The 24,308-nt window shown below is 45.8% G+C and carries 18 protein-coding genes and 1 pseudogene; 13 read left to right on the top strand and 6 right to left on the bottom strand.

All coding sequences use genetic code 11. The annotated features are described in order from the left end of the window. Window positions 1–232: 232 nt before the first annotated feature. The 9 genes and pseudogenes from ACFQS8_RS02200 to ACFQS8_RS02160 all read left to right on the top strand — a co-directional run bounded on the left by ACFQS8_RS02200 (window position 233) and on the right by ACFQS8_RS02160 (window position 12,902). A complete protein-coding gene (locus tag ACFQS8_RS02200) occupies window positions 233–1,780 on the top strand; it encodes a restriction endonuclease (RefSeq protein WP_382165283.1) in 1,548 nt (515 codons plus the stop codon). Continuing rightward, window positions 1,741–1,929, top strand: a pseudogene (locus ACFQS8_RS02195) (hypothetical protein); the annotation flags it as partial. The gene ACFQS8_RS02200 and the pseudogene ACFQS8_RS02195, both read left to right, overlap by 40 nt. 201 nt (window positions 1,930–2,130) lie before the next feature. Next, a complete protein-coding gene (locus ACFQS8_RS02190) occupies window positions 2,131–5,130 on the top strand; it encodes a type ISP restriction/modification enzyme (RefSeq protein WP_382166571.1) in 3,000 nt (999 codons plus the stop codon). 115 nt (window positions 5,131–5,245) lie between these two features. Then, complete coding sequence (locus tag ACFQS8_RS02185; RefSeq protein ID WP_382165281.1) at window positions 5,246–6,382, top strand: hypothetical protein; 1,137 nt, start codon at window positions 5,246–5,248, stop codon at window positions 6,380–6,382. Between the two features lie 8 nt (window positions 6,383–6,390). After that, window positions 6,391–7,260 (top strand): hypothetical protein, encoded by an 870-nt coding sequence (locus tag ACFQS8_RS02180; RefSeq protein ID WP_382165280.1) that lies wholly within the window; start codon window positions 6,391–6,393, stop codon window positions 7,258–7,260. A 73-nt stretch (window positions 7,261–7,333) separates the two neighbouring features. After that, window positions 7,334–7,540 carry a helix-turn-helix domain-containing protein gene (locus ACFQS8_RS02175; RefSeq protein ID WP_382165278.1) on the top strand — a complete coding sequence of 69 codons (207 nt, stop codon included), beginning with the start codon at window positions 7,334–7,336 and terminating at the stop codon, window positions 7,538–7,540. A gap of 390 nt (window positions 7,541–7,930) precedes the next feature. Continuing rightward, complete coding sequence (locus ACFQS8_RS02170; protein ID WP_382165276.1) at window positions 7,931–8,473, top strand: hypothetical protein; 543 nt, start codon at window positions 7,931–7,933, stop codon at window positions 8,471–8,473. Then, on the top strand, window positions 8,470–10,047 hold the full coding sequence (locus ACFQS8_RS02165; RefSeq protein WP_382165274.1) for a YfjI family protein: 1,578 nt from the start codon (window positions 8,470–8,472) through the stop codon (window positions 10,045–10,047). Before ACFQS8_RS02170 ends, ACFQS8_RS02165 begins: the two co-directional genes overlap by 4 nt. Window positions 10,048–10,415: 368 nt before the next feature. Beyond that, a complete protein-coding gene (locus ACFQS8_RS02160) occupies window positions 10,416–12,902 on the top strand; it encodes a TonB-dependent siderophore receptor (RefSeq protein ID WP_382165272.1) in 2,487 nt (828 codons plus the stop codon). A gap of 125 nt (window positions 12,903–13,027) precedes the next feature. Here the strand turns inward: ACFQS8_RS02160 and ACFQS8_RS02155 are convergent, their stop codons facing one another. Then, window positions 13,028–14,551, bottom strand: a complete 1,524-nt coding sequence (locus ACFQS8_RS02155; RefSeq protein WP_382165270.1) for a tryptophan halogenase family protein — start codon at window positions 14,549–14,551, stop codon at window positions 13,028–13,030. Between the two features lie 179 nt (window positions 14,552–14,730). On the opposite strand from ACFQS8_RS02155, the gene ACFQS8_RS02150 reads away from it, so the two are divergent. Further along, window positions 14,731–15,756 carry a LacI family DNA-binding transcriptional regulator gene (locus ACFQS8_RS02150; protein ID WP_382165268.1) on the top strand — a complete coding sequence of 342 codons (1,026 nt, stop codon included), beginning with the start codon at window positions 14,731–14,733 and terminating at the stop codon, window positions 15,754–15,756. Window positions 15,757–15,769: 13 nt separating this feature from the next. On the opposite strand, the gene ACFQS8_RS02145 is transcribed toward ACFQS8_RS02150, so the two are convergent. Beyond that, on the bottom strand, window positions 15,770–16,846 hold the full coding sequence (locus tag ACFQS8_RS02145) for a glycoside hydrolase family protein (RefSeq protein WP_382165266.1): 1,077 nt from the start codon (window positions 16,844–16,846) through the stop codon (window positions 15,770–15,772). Beyond that, on the bottom strand, window positions 16,843–18,105 hold the full coding sequence (locus ACFQS8_RS02140) for an MFS transporter (protein WP_382165264.1): 1,263 nt from the start codon (window positions 18,103–18,105) through the stop codon (window positions 16,843–16,845). The genes ACFQS8_RS02145 and ACFQS8_RS02140 overlap by 4 nt, the downstream gene beginning before the upstream one ends. A gap of 117 nt (window positions 18,106–18,222) precedes the next feature. Here ACFQS8_RS02140 and ACFQS8_RS02135 point away from each other — a divergent pair, with 117 nt between their 5' ends. From ACFQS8_RS02135 to ACFQS8_RS02125, 3 genes are all read left to right on the top strand, one after another. Beyond that, window positions 18,223–19,116 carry an ROK family protein gene (locus ACFQS8_RS02135; RefSeq protein ID WP_382165262.1) on the top strand — a complete coding sequence of 298 codons (894 nt, stop codon included), beginning with the start codon at window positions 18,223–18,225 and terminating at the stop codon, window positions 19,114–19,116. A 244-nt stretch (window positions 19,117–19,360) separates the two neighbouring features. Next, the gene (locus tag ACFQS8_RS02130; protein ID WP_382165260.1) at window positions 19,361–19,999 is read left to right on the top strand and encodes a hypothetical protein; all 639 of its coding nucleotides are present in this window, start codon (window positions 19,361–19,363) and stop codon (window positions 19,997–19,999) included. After that, window positions 19,996–20,751: a hypothetical protein gene (locus ACFQS8_RS02125; protein WP_382165258.1), complete on the top strand. Its 756-nt coding sequence runs from the start codon at window positions 19,996–19,998 to the stop codon at window positions 20,749–20,751. Before ACFQS8_RS02130 ends, ACFQS8_RS02125 begins: the two co-directional genes overlap by 4 nt. A gap of 306 nt (window positions 20,752–21,057) precedes the next feature. On the opposite strand, the gene ACFQS8_RS02120 is transcribed toward ACFQS8_RS02125, so the two are convergent. From ACFQS8_RS02120 to ACFQS8_RS02110, 3 genes are all read right to left on the bottom strand, one after another. Continuing rightward, complete coding sequence (locus ACFQS8_RS02120; RefSeq protein WP_382165256.1) at window positions 21,058–22,248, bottom strand: MFS transporter; 1,191 nt, start codon at window positions 22,246–22,248, stop codon at window positions 21,058–21,060. A gap of 74 nt (window positions 22,249–22,322) precedes the next feature. After that, the gene (locus ACFQS8_RS02115; protein ID WP_382165254.1) at window positions 22,323–22,646 is read right to left on the bottom strand and encodes an ArsR/SmtB family transcription factor; all 324 of its coding nucleotides are present in this window, start codon (window positions 22,644–22,646) and stop codon (window positions 22,323–22,325) included. A gap of 328 nt (window positions 22,647–22,974) precedes the next feature. Then, window positions 22,975–24,162 (bottom strand): tyrosine-type recombinase/integrase, encoded by a 1,188-nt coding sequence (locus ACFQS8_RS02110; RefSeq protein WP_382165252.1) that lies wholly within the window; start codon window positions 24,160–24,162, stop codon window positions 22,975–22,977. Window positions 24,163–24,308 lie beyond the last annotated feature (146 nt).

The following is a 24,308-nucleotide window of genomic DNA, read 5'->3' as shown; positions in this document are numbered from 1 at the left end:
GACCTAAACCGTAATTTCGCGACGTTACACAAAAAAGTCCCCTCGCCGGTCCCTGTGCAATTTCTCCAACGAATCTGCCTCGCCCTCCCTTTTGAGTTGAGAGAATGACGATAAACCTCAGTTCATGGAGGCGTTGTTACAGCTTTCCTAAATGTTGAGATTTACAGCCTGCCCCATGATCATCTACTGATTGGATTGCAGTAAAAAACGATTCTAAGTGGGGGCGCGTCTAATGCAAAGTTTTAGTCAAATCTTGAACGCTTATCGTGAAGCTTCTCCAGATGAACGTTCAAAAGGCACCCAGTTTGAGCAGCTCGTTCTTGTCTATTTCAAGCATGATGCAATGCAAAAATCTCTTTACGATGACGTGTGGACGTTTTCTGATTGGGCTGAATCGCAAGGTTTAAACAAGAAAGACCTTGGCATTGATCTTGTCGCTAAAATTTCAGGAAGCGATAAATTTTGTGCAATACAGTGTAAATTTTATAGTGAAGACCGCCGCATTGAACGTAAAGACCTAGATTCATTTTTCGCTGCATCCGGTACGTCGCATTTCGGGCGTCGAATTGTCGTTGATACAACAGGTGGGAATTGGGGGCAAAACGCAGAATCCCTTCTTAATGGACAAGCAATTGAAACACTAAGAATAGGCCTTACCGATCTAGAGGAAAGCAACATCAACTGGTCAAGCTTTGTGCGTGACCAACGTGTACAGCTTTTAGACAAGAAAACGCTCCGCCCTCACCAAGAACAAGCGCTTGAGGCTGTGCGCGCTGGATTAGAAGAAGCTGATCGCGGCAAACTGATTATGGCGTGTGGAACGGGTAAAACCTTTACGGGGCTGAAAATAGCTGAAGATCTTGCTGGAATAGGCAAGAAGGTACTCTTCATGGTACCTTCTCTATCTCTCATGTCTCAAACTGTTCGCGAATGGACAAATGATGCGGGCATTCCTCTAAAATCCTTTGCAGTCTGTTCAGATAGCCAAGTTGGAAAGCGCCAAGGCAGTGATGACGGGGCAGATATAGGCGCTTTTGACCTCGCCTATCCTTCGACGACAAATCCTGAAAAACTCGCTCATGGCGTGAGAGAATACGCCAACAAAGATTGCATGACGGTTGTATTTGCAACCTACCATTCGATTGATGTAATTACACGCGCTCAATCTCTTCACGATATGGATGATTTTGACCTCATCATTTGCGATGAGGCACATAGAACAACTGGTGCACTTTTCCCAGATCAAGATGAATCTAACTTTATTAAAGTACACTCTCAATCCAATGTTCGTGGACATAAGCGCCTATATATGACAGCGACACCGCGCGTTTATGGTGAAGGTGTAAAAGAAAAAGCTAGCGACGCATCCGTTGAACTTTGTGACATGGATGACGAAAACCTCTATGGCAAAACGCTCTTCACGCGCGGTTTCTCATGGGCAGTCGAAAATGACCTTCTGACAGACTACAAAGTCATCGTACTCGCAGTTGATGAAGGCACTATTTCTGAAGGCCTCCAAAAGTCATGGCAAGAAGGTAGTGAACTGAATCTAGACGATGCAACCAAAGTTATTGGCTGTTATAAAGCTTTAAACAAAACTGGCTTATCTGAAGACCTAATGACAGATACTGGCCCTATGCGACGCGCGATTGCCTTTTGTAAAGATATCAAAACATCCAAGCTTGTAAGAAGCAATTTGCCTCTGTCGCCAACGACTACCTTGATAGTCAAATCGGCACGATGGATGACAAGGAAGAACCCCGCTTACGTTGCGAATTAGAGCACGTAGACGGTACCTACAACGCAAAATCACGTGAAAAGCTTCTAAGCTGGCTTAAGGAAGATACTGAAGACTCATGTCGCATTCTATCAAATGCTAAATGTCTATCCGAAGGTGTAGACGTCCCAGCACTTGATGCAATTTTATTTCTACACCCTCGCAAATCTCAAATTGATGTTGTTCAGTCAGTTGGACGCGTTATGCGGAGGGCTGAAGGTAAAAAAATGGGTTATGTTATCCTCCCCATAGCCATACCTCCAAACACGTCCCCTGAAGACGCCTTAAAGGACAATCAACGCTATCAAGTCGTCTGGCAAATACTCAATGCGCTTCGTTCTCACGATGAACGCATGGATTCTACAATCAACCGTATTGGGCTTGGAGAAACTGTAAACGATAAGATCGAAGTTATTGCCGTATCCAATCATTTACCCAATCAAACCAAACCTAAAGCGGAAAAGACCGGAATAGGTGGTGGTAGTGAGAATGATGGCGAAGGTGAACCTACGCTCACAACAGAAACGGAAGAACCCGAACAATACAATTTATGGGTCGACGAATTTGCCGCAGGTATTATGGCAAAGATCGTCAAAAAATGCGGTCGTAGAGACTATTGGGAAGATTGGGCAAAAGACATTGCTGACATTGCCCGCAAACACATTTTACGTATCAATACCATAATCAAATCAGGCGAAACCAGCATAAAAATGGCATTTGATGCATTTGTCGCTGAATTGCGTGATGATCTAAATCCAGAAATTTCAAATGATGACGCGATTGAAATGCTTGCCCAGCATATCATCACAAAACCTGTTTTTGATGCCCTATTTGAAGGCAATGAGTTCACAGCTAAAAACCCAGTTTCACGAGCGATGACGCAAGTGGTCGATGTTCTTAATGAACATAGCTTGGAAAACGAAAGTGAATCCCTTCAAAAATTCTATGAAAGCGTCCGCCGCCGCTCACAAGGGCTAAAAACCGCAGAAGCGCGCCAAAAACTGGTTGTCGAGCTATACGACAAATTCTTCCGTACAGCCTTCCCCGCGATGACGCAAAAGCTGGGAATTGTTTATACCCCCGTTGAGGTAGTGGATTTCATCATCCATTCCGTCAACGACGTGCTGCAATCCGAGTTCGGGCAAACGCTGGGCAGCAAGGGCGTGCATATCCTTGACCCCTTCACCGGTACCGGCACGTTCATCACCCGCCTGCTGCAATCGGGGCTGATCAAACCTGAAGAGCTGGAGCATAAATACAAACACGAAATCCATGCGAACGAGATTGTTTTGCTGGCCTACTACATCGCCGCGATCAATATCGAAGCAGTCTATCACGACCAAATAAAGCAAAATGCAAATGGTGAAGACGTCCCCTATTCCCCATTTGAAGGCATATGTCTAACAGACACTTTCCAGCTTTATGAGCAGGAAAAAGACATGATAGCAGACCTCATGCCGGACAACTCAGAGCGTCGCACGGTCCAGAAAGAGCGCGATATTCGGGTGATTATGGGAAACCCGCCATATTCGGCAGGGCAACGATCCGCTAACGATGATGCTGCAAATATTGAGTACAAAAATTTAGATGCGGCCATTCGTGAAAGTTACGCGGCCTACTCTACAGCAACCAACAAGAACGCCTTATACGACAGCTATATTCGATCGATCCGTTGGGCGACTGATCGTATCAAGGACACAGGAACTGCCGCGGGCGTCGTTGCATATGTTTCGAATGCAGGATGGGTGGATGGCAGTGCAACAGATGGTTTGCGGAAGTGTTTAGCCGAAGAATTTTCGAGTTTGTATGTTTTTTATTTGCGGGGCAATCAACGTACGTCTGGTGAGCTTTCCAGAAAAGAAGGCGGTAAGATATTTGGTTCCGGGAGCCGCTCACCAATTGCAATCACGGTCTTGGTTCGGAGTCCAGAAGCGGCTGAATTTGGAAAAATTCATTATTATGACATCGGAGATTATCTCGATCAGAAAGAAAAATTGGGAATTGTTCGAACTTTGAAATCTATTGATGGTCTTGCCTCAACGAAAGGCTGGACGATGATTGAACCTGATGAAAATTTTGATTGGGTCGGACAAGGTGAGAAGGCTTTTGGTGGTTTCCTTGAGATTGGCAACAAGAAAGACAAGTCTGCGAAAGTAGTTTTCGAGACCTACTCAAGAGGCGTTGCAACAGGGCGAGATTCTTGGTGTTACAATGCCTCAAGTCAAATTCTGGCAACAAATTTGAAAGGCCTGCTTAACGAATATCATTCCCAAATGGACCGAATTGAACCGACAAGCGATGCGGATTTCGAAGAAAAGATTGCCTATGATCAGAAGAAAATAAGTTGGAATCGCAGCCTCAAGCAGCAATTTGGAAAAGGTAAGCGGTTAAGGTTTGAAGGTAGTAGCCTTACAATCGCTTCGTATCGCCCATTTGAGAAGTCACCGATGTACTTCAGCCGCTCACTGAACGATATGATTTACCTAATGCCGCGTTTCTTTCCAATTGGTATGGATTTCCGGAACAGACTGCTTTGCGTCACGGGTATTGGATCAACTGCTGGTGCGTCTGTCTTAATGGTGGATCAGGTTCCTGATCTAAATATGCTCGCAGCGGGCGCTCAGTGCTTTCCACTCAAAATATATGAACCAGCTAACACCGATGATGACCTCTTTACTACTGGAGAAACGGGCTACATCGAACGCGACGGGATCTCTGACGCGGGGCTAAAGCACTTCCAAACCGCATATGCGGGCGAGCAGATCAGCAAGGAAGACCTGTTCTATTACATCTATGGCCTGCTGCATTCCCCTGACTATCGCGAACGGTTCAAGAACAATTTGTCCAAAGAACTCCCCCGAATCCCCGCCGTCAAAACCGCCGCAGATTTTTGGGCCTTTTCAAAAGCGGGCCGTTTATTGGGTGATTTACACGTCAATTATGAAAGCGTTGAACCCTACCCCATTCAAATCGCTCAAGGTGATTTACGCCTCGCAAACATTGACGATCCGAAAACCTTCTTCCGCGTCGAAAAGATGAAGTTCGGCGGCAAGGGCAAAGCTAAAGACAAAACCACCGTCATCTATAACGCTCGCATCACCATGACGTGCATCCCCCTTGAAGCCTACGACTACGTCGTCAACGGCAAACCCGCTCTAGATTGGGTGATGGAACGCCAATGCGTGAAGAAAGACAAAGCCAGCGGCATCATCAACGACGCCAACGACTATGCAAATGAAACAGTCGGAAACCCAGCCTACCCGTTGGAGCTATTCCAACGCGTCATCACAGTTTCTTTGGAAACGATGAAAATCGTGAACGCATTACCTAAACTGGAATTACCCGATAGCTAGTTATAAAAAATAGCTCCAGTCAATATATAGTATTTTTCTGCCATTTTTTTGACCATATGTTGTAGCATCCATATACATTCATGTTTGTTCATACTGCATATTATGAGACAATGTTATGTCAAAAGAAATTGGCACATTCTTGCGTAATGCGAACCAGGATCTGGTAGCTAACTTTATTAAAAAGATCGGCGCGCCCCCATTAGTGTTGCCATCCTCCCAAAAAGCCAAGACGGGCGCGGTTGCTAGCTATCTGGGTAAACTGTTGCAAACAAATGATGGCAAGGTCGCAAGTCTCAAATATGAAATTTCACGTGTGAATGCATTAAAGAATGCTGCTAATGATCGGTATTTTGCACTAAAGAATCGCAATCATCCGGAACTAGACTCCCGAGATCGAGCTATATGGTTTTACGTCAATCATATCGAAGATTTCGAAAATATTGAGCGGCGCGTCTCCTACGATATTTTGATGGGCTCCAAGAACCAAGCAACCCTTTTCGTAACAGAGAAACAGAAAATACCCGACTATTCATCGCAAAAAATCGCTGTTCTAGAAAAAATTATCCAACAGATTTACCTCATTCATGACGGTTCAGGAAAATTTGTGATCTCTCATATTCCATTGGAAAACTTCAACGAAGAAACTTTATCAGTACAGATCTCGCAAAGTCCGGTCGTGTTACCAAATTTCAACGAGACTGGAGAAGCTCAAGAAGACGCATTTCGAAAAATCGGAGACATACATTTTAGATATAATGCAGAAAATGGTGGCCTCCAGATCTCTTCGACCCGTGGCGGATACAAGGTAAGGCAGGAATTAGCAAATGAGTTTGCAAAGCTGATTCTTGATGTAAAAACTTCACCTTCAGTTGATGAAACCGAACGCTTGAACCTTAAAAAGGTTCTCGCGCTTGAGGAAACACCTTTTCTATCTGATCATCCAGATGCTGCAATTCGACTTGTTTCAGCTACGATTGAAATAGATGACTTCCCTGGACATTTATTTCTTATTCAAAACAATGCCGGTCTACAACAAGACGCCTTGAATCGTTTGGCTGGCAAGAAAAAATCACAACTAAAAGTTAGGTGTGCCGGATTTTATATTACAGACTACCTACCGCAGGGGGCTTCAAAAAAATGTAATTTACGAGTGGAATTATTTCAAGACGGCAGCGTAAAATGTAAAAGTCTGAAATCAGAACAAGAACGCCTTCTGAAAGCTCTAATCACATCATACAGTTTGAATGGGTGAATTTGACTATGCGAAATGGGTTTTGGGGAAGAATGCTAAACGCAAAGTCATTCAAGCTCACAAACAACACTTTATCAGAAGAAGAAATCCAGGCGCTTCAGACTTTAGGTATTCTTATTGAGCTAAAACCATTGGTATTCGCGAATTGCCCACATTGCATACAGGAAATACCTATCGAATACACTTCTGATCGGAAACCATATATTTCATGCCAAGATGGACTTATTGAATTAGATGCAAGCACCATACAAAGATGGCGAATAGATAAGCAACGGCTATTCACATTTTTACGCTTAGAATTAGAACTAACCGAACAATCTAACAAGCTAGAAGATTATATCCAATACCTAGGACGAATGCCTTCTTCAAACGGAGGCACCCCTATCTGGGGGCTTGTTACAAATGATAGCTATGAATCTCTTCTTTATGCGAAACATCACTTGGAAACTCGGTCTCCAAATGATCAGGGTCTAATCTTAGTTGATTATCCTTTAGGACTAGCCACAATCTGGCCAAGGGGGCACTCGTCTCTTCTTCTTGATGATATTCTAAATTTCAAGAATGGAAACCTTACAATCAACATTAACTTATTAAAGCAATCGTTTCCAGAAACCAAGAAGTCAAAAGGTAAATCCGGTGCGCCCCAAAAGAATGACAGTTGTCCTGTTGCAGTGTTTCAAAAGCGAATTCAAAGCGGAAAAGCTTTAAACACCAGCTGTAAAGATGAGGCCATGGACATCGCAAATATTGAAACCGTAAAATTCGGTTCGAACAATGCCCGAAGCTGGAGTTCAGTACGAAACGCCATCAGCAAACCGTATAAGCAATGGAAAGAACTAGGCTTCCCAACAGACTATCAAATCTCACATATCACCTAGTTATGTGATAATTTTATGTGACTTCCTAATATGACAATCTTCATCCGTGTTCAATGAAATACGGAAGATACACATGCAGTTTCTAGAGAAATACCACAAACCTATTGCTGTTGCCCCAGCTGATGCCGCAAAAATAGCTGGAATTGGGCGCACAAAACTATATGCTGCCCTTTCATCTGGTGAACTGCCAAGCTTCAAAATCGGTACGCGCCGCTTGATCCGCGTGTCAGCCATTGAAGCCTGGCTCGCCTCACACGAAACAGCCTCTGCATCAAAATAAAAACCGCCGCCTGCGAGCGTCGCAAGGCAGCGGCATGTTTGGCTTGGACACCCGACACATACCCCACTCTTTGTGATAGCTCAAGGCTGGCTCCAGCGGAGTTAATCCAATGAAAATTCATCAAACTTGCCGTCGCTGCACCTGCAGCGCCGTACAAGACCGGCATGCCTTTAAACAGAGTGTTCTAAGGTTTGATCGCTATTGGCGGCGGCCACATATTCTATACGCCTGGACAGATCTTCCCCTGCTAAAAGGTGTTGGTCCGATATCACGACATCAAATAGAACCACCAAGTTTGGCCGAACGTTATGTACAGCGTCATACGGGGCTACCCTCCTCAACATCTCGCTTGATAGCAGAATTAGCAGGGTTTCAAGTGGAGAGGCAGTCATGACCACACCACGACAAATGGATGCCTTTCTCATAGGCTGGGAACGCGCGTTGAGAGGTGTGCAAATGTGTCTTGCTGCGAGCTTTGATACACTTGAAATACGCTATGCCATCGAACAATCCTTAGGCTATTTATGTGATGCTTTGGAACTTGCAGAAGCGCAGTGTTTTTCGAATCTGGAGGAACACAATGTCTATGACCTTACATTGCCAGAGACCTTTACCACCCTGTCACCTTTGCTTCGCGAAGCCTTGGCAAGACGGATCGAACACGTCGCCAGTTCTGCAACACGAGACACATTAAAAGAGCGAATAAAGAATGCTGCGACTAGCTCCTGCGACTTGATAGAAGAAGGCGCAATCAGTTCACGCTTTCTTGCTCATATTCTGGCGCTTGCGGCAGGTAATTGCATTCTCGAAGGTGAACCTACAAAAATCCGCGAACGACGGAAAGTCCATCCTCTGACTGCAAAACTCATTGTGCTGAATGCGCTGGAGCACGCTCTGGAAAATGATTTTGTATCTGAGGAGTGCACATTGTGAACCAACCCCTTAAAATCAGCCCTGCTGACGAGATACTCAATCATGCTCTTCGCGTTCAAGCAGGTGACAAAGCAGCAATTCAACAAACACAATGGAGCCATGGTGAATTCCCGCCCTCTCCGCTGCTACGAGAAAAGCCACCCGCCGCCCCATTTCCATTAGATGCACTTGGGCCACTGAGTGATGCGGCACGCGCCATTCAGGATATGACACAAGCGCCCTCTGCGCTGGCTGCACAATCAGTTTTAGGCGTCGCATCCCTCGCCATTCAAGGATTTGCAGATGTGCAGCTTCATCATGGTGCCGCAGCACGAGCGCCCTTGAATCTATTTTTGCTAACCATTTGCGAAAGCGGTGAACGAAAATCTGGATGTGACAAGCTCGCGATGAGCCCCATACGTGCGTTTGAAGCCAAGCTGCAAAGTGACCGGCAATCAGAAATGCAAAGCTTCCAAAACCAGCAAGCTATCTACCAGGAAAGACGCAAGCATATTCTCAGGAATCTGAAATCACCTGAAGTCGCACTACAAGCCAAACGCGATCTGGATGCACTTGGCCCCGAACCGGAACCGCCCCTATCTCCTTCGATCGTGGCATCTGATCCGACAATTGAAGGTGTGATCAAGAACCTGCATAATATGCGACCTTCTCTGGGTTTATTCTCGGACGAAGCAGGCGCATTTATCGGCGGATATGCGATGAATAAGGACAATGCGCTTAAAACCGCTGCTAAACTCTCCAAATTCTGGGATGGTGCAGCGATCGACCGATGGAGGGCCGAAGATGGTAGTTCACTCTTTCTGGGCCGCCGCCTATGTTGTCATCTAATGGCGCAGGAAGTGGCATCCGCTAGCTTTCTTGCCGACCCAATCATGAATGGACAAGGCCTGCTGGCTAGATTCCTCATTGTTCAGCCCACCAGTACAATTGGTTACAGGTTGCGAGACGGTTTCTGCGCATCAAGTGAAACAGATTTGAGCCGCTTTCACTTAAGAATTAGCGATATTATACATGCTGACCTGCCATTGGCAGAGAATACACGTAACCAGCTCGAGCCCCGCCTTCTAGAGTTATCTGATAGTGCAAGAAATCACCTAAAGTCATTTGCTCAGGATATAGAAAAAGCGCAGCAACCTGATGGAACGTTGGAAGGATTGAGAGCTTTTGCAAGCAAAGCGGCGGAGCACGCGGCACGACTGGCGGGTGTGATGACGCTTTATAAAGATCTTAGAGCGACTTCAGTTGAAGGCCCCACAATGGATAACGCAATCACTCTGCTTCGCTACTATATCAGCGAAGCAGAACGTTTAACTGGCGGAGCAGGTCTATCCAGAGATATCATCAATGCAGAAAAACTACGGCTCTGGCTAATCAACAAGTGGCCCCACCCGCATATTTCTGCAGTGTTTGCCATTCAGAACGGCCCACTCAAACAGGGTTTCACGACGCAGGCCATCCGTTCACTATTGGAAATACTGGAACAGCATGACTGGCTCGTGAAGGATCAAAACGGTGCTGTCATCAAAAATCAACGGTGTCGAGAAGCCTGGAAGATCAGGCGACCATTGGGGTAGCTTTATTCAAAATTCTGGGGACCGCCGTCCTATAGTTCCAAATTGTCCTATTCTTCCACGCACATGTAGGAGAAATAGGAACTCTAGGACGGAGACGCCCGTGAGAATGAAATTTCGTGGCGTTAGTTGAATGTCTGCAATACGAACGTAAGCAGTAGGTAGGAGGTATAACGATTAGTGTCCGTATTGGGCCCTATGGTGACAATTGCTCACTAGGGTTAACACTTATTGTTCCAATTTTACAACACAATAATACAAACGTTTGTATTTAGTATTGCAAACGTTTGTATTTGTGGGTATGTAAAGTCACAAGAATTAGAGAAGTAACATTTGTTGCTCGAATATAATCATGACGGGGAGTCAAAATTATGAGAACCAGACACTATTTATTTGCGTCAGTTGCAACACTAGCATTTGCTACTCCGATGGCTGCATACGCCCAAGATAGCGCAGAGGCCCCAGCTGAAGATATAGCACGCCTAGATACGGTCGTTGTAACGGGTACTTTTAGTTCAGCAGGTCAAAACAAAATCGACTCAAGTATTTCTGTTAGCTCTTTAAACCTTGATGAAGTGCAAGGCGCTGTTCCTCGCAACACAGCAGAAGTTCTAAGACAACTCCCTGGTATTCGTACTGAAAGTTCCTCAGGTGGTGGTAACTCAAACATCAATGTTCGCGGTATCCCTATTTCAACAGGTGGCGCAAAATACCTTTCTTTCCAAGAAGATGGGCTTCCTGTTCTTTTGTTTGGTGACAGCAACTTCGCACCTGCTGATGGTTTCTTCAAAGTGGATGGCACACTGGCGCGCGTTGAATCCGTACGTGGTGGTACAGCTTCCACACTCACAACCAATGGTGCGGGTGGTATTGTAAACTTCATCGGTAAAACAGGTGATATTGCAGGCGGAAGCATCGCTTTAAACTACGGCCTAGACCATGATGATTTCCGTATTGATGCAGAATATGGCGGCGACATCTCTGAAGACATGTATTACCACATTGGCGGACATTTCCAGCAAGGAGGCGACTTCCGCGATTCAGGTTATGACGCAATTTCCGGTGGTCAGCTTCGCACGTCACTGACAAAACTATTCGACAACGGTAAGGTTACTGTAACTGGTAAATGGTTGAAGAAGTCAGATGCAGCCTACTTCCCTCAACTTGTATCTCGTACAGACGATGGCAACGGCAATGGAACGGTTGGCACAAGCCTAGGCAGCTTCGATGCAGCTGATCATTCAATTTATTCAAACTACACACGCTTTGGACAAGGTGTTGATGGTCAAGGCAATTTAGACAATTATGATCTTGCCGATGGTTTGAACCACGAAGTAAAATCGATTGCAGCACACGCAAACTTTGATCTGGGCGACGGTTTCACATTCGACAACAAAGCCAGATACCAAATTATCTCTGGTGAATTCCTTGGTGGCTTCTCAAACGGCGTCACACTTGCCGAAGATATTCCAGGGTCAACATACTATAATGGACCAAACGCTGGCGAAGCTGTGACAGCGGCCAACCTGCCAAATGGTGTCGTATCAAATGTTGCAATCTTCAATGTAGACCTAGAAGACCTAAACAATTTTGCAAACGACATGCGTTTGTCAAAAACAATAGACTTCAATGGCGGCACTTTAGATGTTGTTCTTGGTCACTTCTTCATGAGCCAATCTTTCAAACAAGACTGGCATTGGAGCGAAATCCGCACGACAACAGAAAACGACGCCGTACTGATTTCAACACCAGGTTCCGTCAATGGTATCCACGGTGTGAACCAAGCATTTGGTTGGGATGGATCTAACAGAAATTACGACCTTGAAGCAGAAGTTAGCTCACCATTCATTGGTATCAATTATGCAACTGGCCCACTGACATTTGATGCAAGTGTGCGCATGGATAACATGAAACAAAATGGTATCCGTACAGAGGCAGCCGGTGGAGATTTTGACGTCAACAATGACGGTGTCATCACAGGCTCAGAAGCATCTGTTTCACTTAACAATGGCACAATAGGCGCAATTGCAAACCTTGAAGTGGATCACACAGCTTGGTCTGTGGGTGCAAACTACCTCATCACTGATAATGTATCCGTATTTGGTCGTGCTTCTAGCGGTGCATCATTCAACTTTGACCGCGCACTCGACTTTGGTGTGCGTAATGCAGGCGGCGCGCTAAACGATGGCGGCGATGATGCGTATGTCGATGTGGTTGACCAATATGAAATTGGTACCAAATGGCAAGATCTAGGCATCGCATCAGGTAGCGCAGACCTTTATGCAACTGTATTCTTCTCAGAGACTGAAGAGTCCAACCTCACAATCACACCTCCATCAGGCCGTGTGCGTGAATATGAAGCTATGGGTCTTGAACTTGAGGGTCGCTACAATGTTGGAAACTTCGACCTATTTGCAACGATGACTTACACTGATGCAGAGATTACATCAGCCTCTAACATCGCAACTGACGGCTCTCTCGTGGCCGACACAGCCCTAACAGGCAACAAGCCTCAACGTCAGGCAGATGTGATCTGGGCGATTAGTCCAAGCTACTCATTCGACCGTTTCCGCATTGGCGCAAGCTGGGTTGGAACAACAGACAGTTATGCAAATGACTCAAACTCACTCACTCAAGATGGCTACTCCGTATTCAACTTGAACGCAGCATTCAGCCTAACTGACTCTCTAGAGCTTGGTGTCAACATCAACAACCTCACTGATGAAGCAGGTATCACTGAATCAGCAAATGATGGCCGTGATGGTTGGGATACCAATGGTGATGGATTGCTTGATACAACGATCGGACGTTCAATTCAGGGCAGAACAGCATCAGCAACCCTGCGTTATACTTTCTAAGGCTTTTCCCTCCCGGGTCCGCTTCAATTGTCCCCAGGGTCCGGAATATACTCAACCCCAATCACGCTTGTGATTGGGGTGTTTTTTCGCAATATGAATTGAAAAAAGTTTGGAAGAAGAGGCTTCTAGTAGAAATCTATGTTAGCCTGCGTGTCCCTTAAAACAAATTGGCGCAAGCGCTCTCGTCGCACAGCTAGAGCATCCAGCATTTGTTGGATGTCATTATTTAATGGCTGAGCGCGATCATGCCCTGCCCAGCCCATTCCATACAAAACATATTGGTAATTGGTTTCTGAAAAACACTGAATCCGGCGGTCAAAATCATACACACTAGGTACACTGTTTTGCCATTGGTGCAGTTTCTGTTTGAGTGTCTCAGGGATTGTTTGCGGTTCCCTATTTTCTGTCCAAAAATCACCGTCATCACGCTTGGATAAGCAATAGTGAAGCTTTAAAAAATCAACGATATTTTCATAGTGAAGTCTCATGGCTTCATTATATCTTTCTTGCGGTTGCGCCCCTGAGAAGAAACGCGGCAGCATATCAAGAAGCGCCCAATTGGCCATTTCAATCAGATAAATTCCTGTGGATTCAAGTGGCTCTAAAAAACCGCTTGATAAGCCCACAGCAACACAATTTTTTCGCCATTGGTGTGCGTGATACCCAGTCTTCATATCAAGAAACCGCACGTCTAGGTCTTCAATAGGCTTCCCCGAATAGTTTGCTAAACATTGGACTGCATCATCATCATTCATATGTCGCGTGCTAAAGACGTGACCTATTCCGCGCCGAGTTTGCAAAGCGATATCCCATATCCAACCTGCTGTTTGCGCAGTGCATTTTGTATAACCAATAATGTCGCGTCTATCCTCGACCGGAATACGTGTTGTCACAGCGCGATTGACGAACAAAGTTGATGATTTATCGATAAACTCATTCTCTTGATCGGCATTTATAAGACGCGCTGCAAATCCTGTGCAATCAATAAAGAAATCACCCTCGATACTACGTTCATCATCAAGTTGTATCGACGTGAAATTGCCGTTTTCAGATGTTAAGGCACCCACAACTTTCCCAATTATTTGTGCGACGCTCACATCTCTAAATTTTGCTTTTAAAAACTCGACCAACTTTCCTGCATCAAGATGGTATGCATAAGCCAACGCCCCATCGTAAGGGCGGTCGTTGGTATGTTTGGGTGCCCTGCCTAATTTAGCAATTTCCGGCTGAACCGAAAACAGATCAGCGAAGTCCTCTCTCTGATCCTTTCCAAGTTTAGACCATTGATGAGCAGGGTTGTGGCCTTCAACGGATACAAGATCACCGAAGGGATGAAAATAGCTTTCCGCAAGCGCTATGGCCGGCGTTTCGCGCCATTGGATAAACTCAATTCCATGCTTAAAAGTAGCATCACATGCTTTTAAAAATTCGCGCTCGTCTAAGCCGCAAGCATTCAGGGTTTGCCTCAGTGAAGGAATAGTCGCCTCACCCACGCCTATTGTGGCAATATCGGAAGCTTCAACCAATGTAATATTTACATTTTTTTGAAATCGATTCTTTAACTGGCTCGATAGAAACGCAGCCGAAAGCCAACCCGCTGTGCCCCCACCCACGATGACAATATGATGAGAATTATTGTCTTTTTTCATATCTTCATCCAATCGTTTGCATTGATAAAAAGGTATGGTATTTGTCAAACCTCGGCAACAGTCATTGGGCGTTATTATGCTTTTAATAATGTGAGCCACTGGAGTTTAATCTAAAGAAATGACTGGATTTTACCTTATTTAAAATTTAGTCAAAACGGGCCGTATTGGAGTCTACAAGAATGCCAAAATCTGGAAAACGCGCCACTATGGTAGATCTTGCTAAGATGGCCGAGGTTGATATTTCAACCGTGTCTCGCGCGCTAAATGGTAGCTCGGTCGTTAAAGAAAACACAAGAGAACGTATCTTAAAAATAGCGGATGAAATTGGCTATGTTGTCAATGCATCAGCGCGCAACCTCAGAAAACAATCTAGTCGCGCGATCGGGATAGTCATCCCGCTTTCTCCTGAATCCGGGCAAACCATTTCCGATCCGTTTTTCCTTGAAATGGTTGGTGCGGTATCTCATGCCGCATCTAAGCGCGGCTTTGATCTTATCGTTAGCGTTCCCCGAGAAGAAACCAAAGTCTCTGAAAAGCGACTACTGCAAACAGGTCGAGCCGATGGATTGATCATCATTGGTCAAGCGGGACGCGATGACCGCCTTAAAGACCTTGGCAATGAAGCCAAAAATATAGTCGTCTGGGGTGGATCAACCGAAAACCAAACATACACATTGGTTGGTAGTGACAATATTGAAGGCGGCCGCACAGCAGCTGAACACCTTCTAAATCTTGGCCGCAAACGCATCCTATTTCTAGGAGACCGTAGTTTGCCAGAGGTGGAATTAAGGTATCAAGGGCTTGTCAAAGCCCATTCGCAAAAAGGTATGGAACATGCTCCTGAGTTAATCTTAGAATTGGGTTTTTCTGGGCTTACAGCATTTGAAAAACTTATTAGTTTTCATAAAGGCGGAGCCAATTTTGATGCTGTTTTTGCAGCATCAGATGTGCTGGCAATCGCCGCCATTCATGCTTTGAGAGCTTGTAATTTGTCCGTACCAGATGACGTGTCAGTCGTTGGCTATGATGATATTGGACAAGCTAAAATCTTGACACCATCTCTTACCACCATCAATCAGAACATTAGTTTAGGCGGCGAGCTGCTTGTGGATCTATTACTGAAGAAGGTCGCAGGAGAAAAAGTTGAATCCGCTGTGACGCCCACAAAACTCATTGTCAGAGAATCATGTGGTGGACTGAAATAGTCCACCATTCCGATTATTTCAGTGGTATTTCGATGATCGGTCCAAAAGAGAGCTGAATGTCATCATTGGCCATTTCCGTGTATGGCGCAATGAAGTTTACTGAATGCCTATCAGCATTGTATTGCGTAACACTACCACCAAACAAAAACTCACACCCCGTAGCCAGACTGCCATCATCAGAATATGATCTCCACGGGCCGTTTAAATCCTCTGATATATAGAAGCGTTGCACCTTTGTTATTTCATCTGCCGGCTGGCCTTCATATCGGCTGTCACATGCTGAAATAACCAAAAGATAGCTACCGGTATCACCCAATGGATACACTTTAGGCACTTCAGCCTGCGTGACCAATTCAGAATCTGGCAGGCACACAGGTGGGAATAATGTTTTAACCTGAAAACCCTTGTCGCGCTCTTCTATAGTCGCGCGCGCAATCGCTGGGCGGTCAGGGCCAACTTTTGCAGACCAATATAGATGTATAACGCCCTCACCATCTTGAATGGCGAATGGGTCGCGCCATGCCAAAATTGGTCCACCCTCTTCTCCTAGTCCATCACCCAAATTTTGCTTAGGACCTAAATAATATCCGGCAGCGATAATCTCATCATATTGAAAAAGCGATGAGGATATTGATGTGCTCTGAATCTTGATCTCATCATCAATTGAATCAGCACTTCCAACACATATAGACTGAATGAAAGGACGATTATCCTCACATTCCATTATACCCGTGAAGCCATATAAGACACGGCCATCACGCAGCAGCGTCACAGAACCACTCCAAACATTCCTTGAATCGCTTCTATCTTCAAGCTGAGTTGGTGTTTGCACCGCGCCAAAGTCTGTCCAAGTAGCGCCATTGTCTTCACTTGCAAAGCGGCGCACATGAAAACGATGATTATTGCGGTGCTCTGGCAAAATCGCTTCGCCGCGAGCATCTATTCGTGGCATAGCAAGGCAATAAAGGTTCAACCGCTTGCCAATTTGGCAAGTCCATGAGTCCCACAGCCACAAATCCGGATGTTTAATCCCATTTTCAAAAATCATCGAAACAGGTGGCGTCGTAATATCTTTCAATTGTGCATTCATGTCGCCACTCCTTCTGCGCCATACTCAGTTTCATTTGCTTCTGAGAGAGCACGTTCGGCTGGCTGATACTTCCAATTGTACAGAGCAAGCAGGAATAAAACGCCTGTAAAACCAGTCGCAAGCAGGAACCCGATTCTCATGTCTCCCCCACCGAATTGATCACTAACGAAAGCCATCAAGATTGGTCCAATGGCGGCAGAAGCAGCGGTGAAGAACAATATCAAACCGGCAACGGCACCATGGTCTGTTTTGGGAAAGCAGCTAATACCTTTGGAATTCAAAGTTGGGTAAATCATCGACATGAACAAACCCGACAATGGCAGGAGATAAACAGCCGCATTCTTACCGATTATTGCACTACCTAGAAAGCAACAGAAAATTATGGCTGAAAAACAAAGTATTACCGGCTTCCAGTCAAAATGTTGCAGAATCCACGCGCCCAAAAAACGACCCACGGCGCGAAGCACAAAGAAAATCATGACTGCATAGGCCGCAAACCACATAGCCGGCTTACTACCTTCAAACCCAACCAGGAAAGTCGGCAACCACACAAATATCGCAACTTCCGCAGCCACATACATTGCAATTCCAAAAGAGAACCCAAGCGCGTATTTGTTTTTCAATAAAGAGAGCGTGTGCCCCAAAGTAGCTTTGTTTTTATCAGCGATTTTGTAGTCTGGATATTTGGTAAACAATGCAGCAAGCATCATGACAACACACAATCCCGCAGCGATTAGATATAGCCATGTCCACGACAACCCTGCTGATGCGAGTGCCACAACCAACATAGGCCCAATAATCGCACCGATCCCAAAAAAACCCTCAACAGCGTTCATCTTTGCGGTGTGATGCTCGGTAGATGTGGAGATATCACCAATCAATGCAAGAGCAGCTGTTTTAAACAGACCGATTGCTAGACCAGACACAAATAGCAGAACAAAATAGAGATAAAATGACTCGCCCATCATAAACATAGCGCTAGCAAACGCATATGCTCCCAACCCAATTAGGATTGCGTTTTTTCTACCAATCCGATCCGCAACAAAACCGAGTCCGACGCCGCTTAGAGCGATCGCTATCATTGTCGACCAATGGAATGCACTGGCCTGAGTGTTTGTGAGTCCCATGTCGCTTTTGGCGATTTTTATGATTTCACCTACAGCGTCTGTCGTCATTGCAAACATAAAGAACATAGCATAGGTTAAAGCCGATATAAGCGTGTGGGATGCCGATTTCTCTTGTGTATTGTTATTTAACATTTTTATCTCCCGTTGGCATTACGCTACAACAAAATACAAACGATTGCAATGCATCTTTACAAACGTTTGCATTTTACGGTATAGTGACTAAAGACAAACATATAAAGGGCGCTCAATATGTCGAATTCAAACAATAAAATATACGCTGGAATTGATGCGGGCGGCACAACTTTCAAATGTGTTATTGCGACAGCTGATGCTCAAATCCTTTATTCGCAGCGCTTCCCGACAACACAGCCAGCAGAAACCATCACTTCATGTGTTACCTACTTTAAAGACATGCAGCAAAAGCACGACCTTAAATTTGAAGGTCTGGGCATAGCTGCTTTTGGCCCTCTGGATATTGATGAAGCGAGCGACACTTATGGCTCTATCCTGAACACGCCCAAACCTTATTGGAGCAATGTTAATCTAAAAAAAGAGTTTGAAGAAAAACTCGGATTGAAAACTGCCGTCAACACAGACGTAAATTCTGCAATTGCTGCTGAGCTATGGTGGGGAGCCGCGCAAAATTGTCGCCGCGCTGCCTATGTAACGATCGGCACAGGTATTGGTGTCGGATTAGTCCAAGATGGTATATTCATGGGTGCCCCCCTTCACCCCGAAATGGGACATATTCGTGTTCAACGTCACAGCGATGATCAAGATTACAAAGGTTATTGCCGTTTCCATAATGACTGCCTCGAAGGCCTTGCATGCGCGCCAGCTTTTGAAGAACGCTATGGCCCAGCAAAAGAGCTTCCAACAGATCATAAAGGTTGGGAAATAGAAGCTTATTATCTTGCTCAGATATGTCTCAATCTAACACTTACTTTCCGCCCAGAGCGCATAGTCCTTGGGGGCGGTTTAATGTTGGCTGCTCAATTCTTGCCAAAAATTCAAAAACAATATGAGGCACTACTCGGCGATTATTTACGCGGTAATGTTCCTCAAGCTTCTCACCTCATTCGCACACCACTATTGGGTGATAATGCAGGCATGCTAGGTGCTGTAGCCATTCAGTTGGAATAAATTGACTATCAATCCAATCAAGACGCGAATTATCCCCCTCGAAAATATCAAGATCGACCGCTCATAACGTCACCCCCAATGTCGCCTTTGGGCAATTTGGTGCTTCTAATAACTCACGGCCTGAACGGCGCTACACCATTCGTTTTCTGTTATTCATCTGGACAGCCCTGAACTCCAACGGAATGACACTTGATTTAATCCCCGATTTGCCAACTGATTTGGGCAAAAGCAGGAGATTTCAAACATGGGCGGTTTCGGGTCTGGTGGGCACAATCTGCGCAAGAGATATCTGGAGCAGTTCCGGAGTTTAAATGCAGCCTATTTTCAAAAGCACCGCATTTTGACCGATGGCTGGCGTGGCATGATCCATTGGAAAAACAATGATGAAGACAAGCCCAGCATATCGGTAGAAGGTGGACGAAACCAAGTGACGCTCGCCTATCGCGCAAGGAAGGACAACACTGGAGACTGGACAAACGTTCGAGACACGTTTCCCGTCGTCTGGTCACCACGACACTTAGGCGGCGCGCAGGCCTATTTTCGCTGCCTACGATGCAATGCAAGGGCGAAGCTACTCTATCTCGCCAACTTACATTTTCGCTGTCGCAAATGTCACAACCTTGTCCACGCTTCCAGCCAGGAACAGCCTGGCAATCGTGCGACCAGAAAGAATCAGAAACTGCGCGCAAAGCTGGGTGCTCCACAAGGGCTCGGTGATTATGTTCCACGACCTAAGGGCATGCACGAAACCACTTTCCAACGATACATTGAACAAATTGAAGAAGCCGAATCCGAAATCAATGATGACATGATACGCATTTTACAACGTATTCAGAAAACGGACATCCGACTAAGCCAGAAACATAGGAACTTCTGGAAATGACTAAGCAACTCATGAAGAACACGCCGTCCGGCCACTTAACCAATGCCCTTCTTCCTTGGGAAAGTGAAACTGAGTTCATTGAATTACGTGACAAGTGGCGCTCCACCTATATGCCGCAAGGCCCTGCAGAAGATAGCCTCGTTGACCAGCTTGTCTGGATTGACTGGAGACGCAGACGGCTCATCTCAGGCGAACGCGCACTCCACATCAACCAGCTTCACAGTCGCACAGGAACAGGCGAATCTTACTCATCCACCGATCCCCTCACCCGACGCGCTCTCGTTTACCACTCAGAACGCAAGCGAACGTTTAACTCACGCTCTGCGATATCAACCACTGAAGGAGATGACAAAGAACTGGATATTTTTGTAAGAGAAAACCTCTCTCGTTTAAAGGAGGCGCAGCTCATTCTAAAAGATGCAAACAAGAACGCTTACACCAACGCATTAGGTTATTTAGACGAAGGAAGTCTTGAATGGTGGGAAGAAGAGATCCAGGAAACTGAAAATGGTTTTGAAGCCAGCTCAGAAGGTTTAACAAAATTCATTGAAGAAAAACTCCTGCCCTGGTTCAAAAATGTAAAACACGAAACAGAAGAACGTCCAATTGTTCGAATGCAGGCCTATGGGGAAAGTCTAGATCCGCATCGAATGAACACATTAATGGCACTGGATGAGCGCCTTGGCAGACAATTTGAAAAAGCGATGAGCATGCTGATCCGATTACAAGAGCTACGGGGAAAGATGCCCTAATGTAATCTTCCCCCGATTATGGTTCCAACGCATTTGACTTAACCACACACAAATAAAGCCCACGCCTCCATTAAAGCGCGACGGCGTTCTATGGCTTGGCCGCGCCTGTAAGCAGCTTCGACTTTGCCAAGACTATGAGCTAGACTTTCTTCTATAAGTTCACGCGGAAAGTCTGTTTCATTGCGCGCTCAATCTGAAAAGGTTGAGCGGAAGCCATGCGCGGTGACAGCGTCCCCCTGTTCATTTGTAAGTTTTATATCACGTAATGCCTTAGTCATGGTCATGTCACGAGGGCACCATCCTAGCTCAATGAACACTCCCATGGGAATGTGACGCGGGTGCCTTGTGCAACGCCATCATAATTAGGAGTGCCATTGCGACCACAAGCGCCGAAAACCATGGCAAAGCGTTCAAACCGTAATCGGAAGTAATCATGCCACCCATGGCCGTCCCCGCCGCAATGCCGAGCTGCATAGCTGACTGGTTCAACCCGACTAGAACGCCGCTCGCGTTTGGATCAAGTGAAGCCACGCGTACTTGTTGGGACGGACCACTTGCCCAAGCCGCCACAGACCATAAGACCAAGATGACAGCCACCACGATTGTCGCGCCTTGATGGACAACGGACGCTACCAAGGCCAACATGAGAAGTAGCAAAACCTGCAACATTTTCGACGCCACTAGTGTTTTATGGTAACCAAAACGATCAGTGTTCGCACCACCGACGCGAGAACCGATCAGACTGGCAATCCCGAAGAGCAGTAAAATGATGCTAATCGCGCTGCCGGACACGCTTTGAACATCGGCTAAATAAGGCGTCAGATAACTGTATGTGACGACGTAGCCAGCCATCCAGAGCATTGTGACCAGCAACCCACCAATGATCGCAGGCCGTTTCAGCATTGCGACTTGCTGCGACAAGGGTACCGACGCCGCAGGGGGAAGTGCAGGCAGCGCAAACTGTTGCACCACAGCGGCAATGACACCGAGAACACCGATCACGAGGAACACGGCATGCCACCCCAGATAAAGCGATATTTCACGACCTGCAGGCACGGCGACGATCAAAGAAGCGGTAAAGCCCATAATGACCGTGGCAATCGCCCGCCCCTGGCTTGCCGGTCCTGCCACGGTTGCCGCCGTCGACAGCGCCGAGACAACAGCGACACCACCACTCAGCGCCTGCAAGACGCGAAATCCCCAAAAGACCCAGTAGTCATTAACGAAAAAACAGAGGCCACTCGCGATCGCGTAAATGCTCATGGCAGCAACAAGCACCTTGCGTCGTCCGATCTGACTAGTCATCGCCACCACGATTGGTACGCAAATTCCATAAACCAGTGCATAGATTGTGATCAGTTGTCCGGTTGCCTCAACCGATACATTTAACCCTTTAGAAACAAGATCAAGCGTGCCCGCGAGAACGTACTCATTCGCCCCCGCGACGAAGGTTGCCAATGTGAGGGCCAAAATTTGGCCGTGTTCAGAAATGCGCATTTATCTCTCCTATATATTGCAAATATTAGATGCATTTAAATACAAATAAAGCCGCATACCACCACAACGCGACTTCAAAGCTGGTTTGTGATGGCTGCTGCGACAGCCGAGATTGTTTTTTCGTTGCGTTTGTAGCGGGTGTACCGACCGACCCGCTCGGTCGACACGAGATCCGCGTCATACAACAACCTCATATAGGTTGAGGCCGTTGATTGATTGACTCCTAGAAACTCTGAAATCTGAGCAACACAAACGCCGTGCTCCTGAGGGTCCACCCCATCAATGGGTGGGAAATTCTTGCGCGGATCGCGCATAGCCGTCAGCACCGCACGGCGATGTGCATTGTCGAGCGCTCGGAGGGGAAGATCTAGGTTCATGACGCATGAAATAAATGACATATTGCAAATTGTCAATGTATAATGCAGGCATTTTGTGGACCACAAGAGTGCTTTCCGCGTCGCCTTTGCCGTGATCAAAAAACACAAAATGTCTTGGCTATGCAGCAATGCTTTCTTTAAAATATACACCGCCCAATACGATGTGGATTTTTTCTTCCCGCCTTACTGCTTGCCTATCAAAATTTTACACCTTCAACTATATAGTCAGCACGCATTCTTCTTCCGTCACATCATTCTACCCACGATATATAAGATGAACGGAAAGTCTCTCTACCCCGATCTAAATCCGTGCCATGGATGCTGAAGTTAAACGCTAATAAACACAAGATTAGTTCAACATACCAATCACCTCATCCGTCCAACTATTCGCCATTTTAACACGCTCATCCCAATATTGCGCACGATGGTAGGCACTCCGAACTTTATTAGTGTCGGCATGTGCTAGTTCAGCTTCAATTGCATCAGGATTCCATAATCCACTTTCGTTTAATATACTTGATGCACTCGATCTGAAGCCATGCGCCGTCATTTCATCTTTCGAATACCCCATACGCCTCAAAGCTTGGTTCATCGTGTTTTCACTAATGGGCCGCCCCCGCGCATACAGCGATTGAAGAACATGACCATCCCCGCCCGTAAATTCTTTAATTTCCTGCAATATCGATAAAACCGGCTTAGATAATGGTTTCACATGGGGGCGGCGCATTTTCATTCGATCTGCAGGAATGCTCCATATAGCCTTCTCAAAATCAAATTCTGTCCAATGAGATAAACGCAATTCGCCCGGTCTAGGATAGAGCAACACCATTAATTTAAGACCGGCTTGAACAATAGGACCACCGCCTTCATACTGCCAAACAGAATTCACTAGCCCTGCAAATTCCTGTTTATCAATTATGGCTGCTCTGTGGATCACCTTAGCCGTTATGAGCGCTCCTTTTAGGCCATAAGTAGGATCCATTTCTAAGCGTGCTGTTGCGATCGCATAACAACACACCTCTCCAACCACCATGCGTAAGCGTTTAGCTGTTTCGTAATGCTCCTTCGCCTCGCTTTTTCGAAGTGTCGTTAGAATCTGTATGGGCTTTAACTGGGTAATAGGAACATCGCCAAAATCTTTGTTCAGCATATCAATCAACCACTTCTTCTTTTTTATGGTTGCTTCTGATTTTCCTTCTTTGATGTTTTTGTTCAGTAATTCAGCTGCAATATTTCGGAATGTATGTTCGTGTAATGCCGCTTGCTCAGCTTTTTCCTGTTTTGACTTTTCTTGAGGATCAACACCGTTTGCAATTAAAGTTTTAGCTTCATCACGCTTACTTCGTGCTATTGCTAAACTCGTATAGGGATATGCTCCAAAAGAAAGTGTTCTTTGTTTTCCATGGAAGCGATAAGCCATTTTCCAAAGCTTAGAACCGCTAGGTTTTACCTCAATATATAGTCCTCCGCCGTCACTGTGACGAAAAACGCGTTGTTCAGGTTTAAAACTACGAATTTTGAAATCAGATAAAGACATTGTTGGCATCGCTCTACTGTTGGCATCGATGCTTCTATTTTGCCAACAAAAATGCCAAATTTCAAATCGGATGCCAACAAACACACCCGAACACCACCGAACAGACCCCCCCTTAAAACAGGCATAAATCGTTGTTTTTGTAACAA

The sequence above is a fragment of the Hirschia litorea genome, from assembly GCF_042665075.1.
GTDB lineage: Bacteria > Pseudomonadota > Alphaproteobacteria > Caulobacterales > Hyphomonadaceae > Hirschia > Hirschia litorea.
Note: the sequence above shows the minus strand (reverse complement) of the source record. Positions and strands in the feature narration are given on the sequence as shown.